Genomic DNA, 4,590 nt, shown 5'->3' with positions numbered 1-4,590 from the left:
GAAGAAAACGAGCAATCTTGGTGGGACGAGCAAGGTAAGGAGGCTGCACTAAATCAAATATATAAAGAGGCGATATCAACGCCATTTCGCACTTCCGGCAGTTATGCCAAACTAAACAAAGCAGCCTTAGAACACGAAGCCGCCAAGTTTGGCGCAGATGTATATAAGAGCTTTCGTCGCCCCCAAGACTTGGTCAATGGAAATTTCAGCTTGCCGGACCGCATCGCAAGCAAAATCGCTAAATCAGAAGAGAAGGTACTCAAAGCGGCTGAAGAATTTGGCAAAGCAACTGGAAAAAGGGGCATAGGGGCGCTCGTTACGAGTATTGGCCGGGACATTGGAATTAGCGTCGCGAAAGAATTGACCAAAGAAGCAATGAAAAAAGCGGCAGCAGAACTGATTGAAGGTGGTCCTTTGCGCGATTACATGGCCGCCCAGCTCGCCACACATGAGGCCTACGCCGATTTTTTGGCAAAAAGCCGCATCTACTGGGCCAATGAAGAGGCGATTGAGGTGGCACGTGTTCGCCGAACCGCTTTTCTTGATAGATTAAAATTTGGCGACCTTATCGTTGAAAAGAGCGACGCATTCTTTCCAATTCCTGGTTATCGCTTTGTGATTGAGCTTGAGCCAAACACCAGCATTAACCCGAAAAACTTCCGCGCCGGCGTAGAACTCGGAAATGTAAAGCTGGTTCGAGACCCCAAAAGTACCGAGTTGGCTTGGATTGTCCCGGATGAGGCGGAGTTCGGACTCGAGCTAGACGAAGAGTTGAAGATCACGATTACGATCAAGTGAGACACTATTCAAGTTCCGAGCAGTTAATAGCCACAACGGCTTTTGCAAATCATTCGCAATAGCTCTTGCAAACGATTTGCAATTGCATTACTGATTCTAATCAACGGATTATGTTTGTTGATAGGGTTCATCCATGAAGTTCAAAAAGCCAATTCTTGCCGCCGCGCTTATTGCTGCAAGCGCGATGTCGCTTGTCGCCACCCCCGCGATGGCTAAGTTCAAAGCGGTCACCACATTCACTATTATTGCCGACATGGCGCAAAATGTTGCGGGGGACACGGCGATCGTTGAATCGATTACCAAACCCGGAGCTGAAATTCATAACTACCAACCAACCCCGCGCGATATCATTCGTGCGCAGGGGGCGGATTTGGTTTTGTGGAACGGGCTGAACCTTGAATTATGGTTTGAAAAATTCTTTAACAATCTGCGCGATATCCCAAGCGTAACCATCACCGATGGCATCGAACCAATGGGCATCGCCAATGGCCCTTACACTGGAAAACCCAACCCCCATGCTTGGATGTCGCCAAGCGATGCTTTGATCTATGTGGACAATATCGCCAAAGCATTTGCTGAGCATGATCCTAAGAATGCTGCAGTCTATTTGGCCAACGCTGAGGCATATAAGGCCGAAATAACCGCCACAGTAGAACCGATCCGCAAAGCGATCCAAGCCATCCCCGCAGATCAACGCTGGCTGGTGACCTCTGAAGGGGCATTCAGCTATCTCGCCCGGGATTTTGGTTTGAAAGAACTCTATTTGTGGCCCATCAATGCGGATCAGCAAGGCACACCGCACCAGGTGCGCGATGTGATTGACCAAGTGCGCAAAAACAATATCAAAGCAGTGTTTTCAGAAAGCACAATATCCTCAGCTCCCGCAGAGCAAGTTGCGCGCGAAACAGACGCAGACTACGCTGGTGTATTATATGTTGACTCGTTAACAGACGAAAACGGTCCCGTACCCACCTTTTTGGACCTCTTGCGCGTCACATCGCAAACCATCGCAGACGGATTGTCAAAATGAATGATATGACCGGGGCGGAGAATTCCTTCGTCACCACTTCGGGCCTAAAAGTTTCAAACGTCACGGTGACGTACCGCAATGGCCATACCGCTATTCGTGATGCTTCATTTCAGTTGCCGCGCGGCACCATTGCTGCCTTGGTGGGCGTAAATGGTAGTGGCAAATCCACCTTGTTTAAATCCATCATGGGCTTTGCCCCGGTGACTGAGGGCGAGGTGCAAATTCTGGGTCGACCCATTCGTGAGGTTTTAAAAGAAAACCTTGTCGCCTATGTGCCCCAAACTGAAGATGTGGATTGGAATTTCCCAGTTCTGGTGGAAGACGTGGTGATGATGGGCCGCTATGGCCATATGGGCTTTTTGCGCCGCCCCAAAAGAATTGATCATGAAAAAGTCACAGAGGCACTTAACCGTGTGGGCATGGAAGAGTTCCGACTTCGCCAAATCGGCGAACTCTCCGGTGGGCAAAAGAAACGGGTATTTTTAGCTCGCGCTTTGGCTCAAGAAGGCGAAGTCATTCTGCTCGATGAGCCGTTTACCGGTGTCGACGTTAAAACCGAAGACACCATCATCGCCCTGCTGCGCGCGCTACGCGACGAAGGCAAGGTGATCCTTGTTTCCACTCACAATTTAGGGTCTGTACCAGAGTTTTGTGACCGCACTATTTTGGTCAAAGGCACTGTGCTCGCTTATGGGGATACCAAGGAAGTATTCACCCAAGACAACTTGGAAAAAGCCTTTGGCGGCGTATTGCGCCACTTTGTGTTCGGTGGCACCGACTTGCACGACGATGAAGATGCACGCCACATCGCTATTATTTCGGATGATGAACGTCCGCTGATCATGTATGGCGAACAAGACAATATGGAACACAAACGCAGCGGGTCAAACGACGATGATTGATCTTTTGTTTGAACCCCTCACTTATGGCTACATGCGCAACGCCATTTGGGTGAGCGCATTGGTTGGCGCTGTTTGCGCGTTTCTATCTGCCTATTTGATGCTGAAAGGCTGGTCGTTGATTGGCGACGCGCTGTCCCACTCTATCGTGCCCGGCGTTGCCGGCGCCTATATGCTGGGCCTACCTTTTGCTGTTGGAGCCTTCTTCTCGGGCGCATTGGCCTCTGCTGCCATGTTGTTCCTTAATCAACGCACAAAACTGCGTGAGGACGCCATCATTGGGTTGATCTTTACATCCTTCTTTGGCCTAGGGCTCTTCATGGTGTCCTTGTCCCCAACGTCGGTGAACATTCAAACCATCGTCTTGGGTAACATATTGGCGGTCACCCCAACCGATACTCTGCAGTTGGTCATTATTTCGCTGATCTCACTGGCGGTTCTGCTGCTCAAATGGAAAGACCTAATGGTCACCTTTTTTGACGAAGCGCACGCCCGCTCTATCGGCATCAACCCAACCGCGCTCAAAATTCTGTTCTTCACCCTATTGAGCGCCTGCACAGTTGCTGCATTGCAAACCGTTGGCGCTTTCTTGGTGATTGCTATGGTAGTCACCCCAGGAGCCACAGCCTATTTGCTTACGGACCGCTTTCCGCGCCTCATCATGGTCAGCGTGGCCATTGGCACGCTCAGTGCGTTGTTTGGTGCATATATCTCTTATTTCATTGATGGAGCCACTGGCGGCATTATTGTTGTGCTGCAAACCGCAATGTTTTTGCTCGCATTTGTCTTTGCCCCCAAACACGGCATGCTGGCCCAACGGGCACGCCGCAATGCAGAACCGGAGGCCGCGCAATGATTGACCTCTTAATTTCGGACCCACTTGCGCCCTTTCAATTTGAATTTATGCGCAATGCATTTTTGATCTCGGTTCTGGTGTCTATTCCCGCCGCGCTTTTGTCATGCTTCTTGGTGCTCAAAGGCTGGTCTTTGATGGGCGACGCCATTTCCCATGCTGTGTTGCCGGGCATTGTACTGGCTTATGTCACGGGTATTCCACTCGCCATTGGGGCATTTTTTGCGGGCATGACCTGCGCAATTTCCACGGGCTTCATTACCGAAAACTCGCGGGTAAAAGAGGATACCGTAATGGGCGTGGTCTTTTCGGGCATGTTTGGCTTGGGGATTGTGCTTTATACAAAAATCGAAACCGACGTGCACTTGGACCATATTCTATTTGGCGACATGCTGGGCATCAACACGTATGACATCATAGAAACCGGGCTGATCGCCCTCTTCATTTCAGCGGTTATCATTTTAAGATGGCGCGATTTGCTGCTCTATATTTTTGATCAACAGCATGCCAGCGCAATTGGTTTGCCTGTGAAAGTGCTGCACTACGGTTTGCTGGCCATCATTTCGCTCAGCGTCGTGGCCGCGCTAAAAGCAGTGGGCATCATCCTAGCCATCGCTTTGTTGGTTGCGCCGGGGGCTATCGCCTATCTGATTACTCGACGCATTGGTCAAATGCTGGTGTGGGCTTTTGGCTTGTCCGTCAGTTCAGCTTTCTTGGGCATATATCTATCGTTTTTCATCGATAGCGCGCCAGCACCAACGATCGTATTGTTGATGACCATATTATTCATCATCGCGTTCTTCTTATCGCCAAATGCCAAGAAATTATCAGGTGCTGAAACCAATATTGCGAGCTAATGCAGACAAAAAAGGGGCGGTCACAAACGGACCGCCCCTTAACGGCAATGCTACCGCAAATCGTATCTTTCGCGCACATGATCTAAACCAATGTCTTTCTTAATATGCGGACTTAAATCCACCGCATTGAGATAGTGGGCACGAATAGCTCTT

The 4,590-nt window shown here is 50.0% G+C and carries 5 protein-coding genes; all 5 read left to right on the top strand.

What is annotated here, in order from left to right; genetic code table 11:
- On the top strand, nt 1–798 hold a 798-nt coding region (locus Q0231_RS05720; protein ID WP_299346166.1), incomplete at its 5' end, for a hypothetical protein.
- 133 nt (nt 799–931) lie between these two features.
- Nucleotides 932–1,828 carry a metal ABC transporter substrate-binding protein gene (locus tag Q0231_RS05715; RefSeq protein WP_269394189.1) on the top strand — a complete coding sequence of 299 codons (897 nt, stop codon included), beginning with the start codon at nt 932–934 and terminating at the stop codon, nt 1,826–1,828.
- Nucleotides 1,825–2,730 carry a manganese/iron ABC transporter ATP-binding protein gene (locus tag Q0231_RS05710; RefSeq protein WP_269394188.1) on the top strand — a complete coding sequence of 302 codons (906 nt, stop codon included), beginning with the start codon at nt 1,825–1,827 and terminating at the stop codon, nt 2,728–2,730. Before Q0231_RS05715 ends, Q0231_RS05710 begins: the two co-directional genes overlap by 4 nt.
- Complete coding sequence (locus Q0231_RS05705) at nt 2,723–3,583, top strand: metal ABC transporter permease (RefSeq protein WP_269394187.1); 861 nt, start codon at nt 2,723–2,725, stop codon at nt 3,581–3,583. Before Q0231_RS05710 ends, Q0231_RS05705 begins: the two co-directional genes overlap by 8 nt.
- Nucleotides 3,580–4,437: a metal ABC transporter permease gene (locus Q0231_RS05700; RefSeq protein ID WP_299346160.1), complete on the top strand. Its 858-nt coding sequence runs from the start codon at nt 3,580–3,582 to the stop codon at nt 4,435–4,437. Before Q0231_RS05705 ends, Q0231_RS05700 begins: the two co-directional genes overlap by 4 nt.
- The last annotated feature ends 153 nt before the right edge of the window (nt 4,438–4,590 follow it).

Origin of the sequence: uncultured Maritalea sp. (genome assembly GCF_937139385.1) — a bacterium.
In the GTDB taxonomy this organism is placed as follows: domain Bacteria; phylum Pseudomonadota; class Alphaproteobacteria; order Rhizobiales; family Devosiaceae; genus Maritalea; species Maritalea porphyrae_A.
Note: the sequence above shows the minus strand (reverse complement) of the source record. Positions and strands in the feature narration are given on the sequence as shown.

Bases quoted from the DNA above. Each gene is read 5' to 3' on its own strand.
- Q0231_RS05705 (WP_269394187.1), top strand. From the start codon at position 2,723: ATGATTGATCTTTTGTTTGAACCCCTCACTTATGGCTACATGCGCAAC.
- Q0231_RS05710 (WP_269394188.1), top strand. From the start codon at position 1,825: ATGAATGATATGACCGGGGCGGAGAATTCCTTCGTCACCACTTCGGGC.
- Q0231_RS05715 (WP_269394189.1), top strand. From the start codon at position 932: ATGAAGTTCAAAAAGCCAATTCTTGCCGCCGCGCTTATTGCTGCAAGC.
- Q0231_RS05700 (WP_299346160.1), top strand. From the start codon at position 3,580: ATGATTGACCTCTTAATTTCGGACCCACTTGCGCCCTTTCAATTTGAA.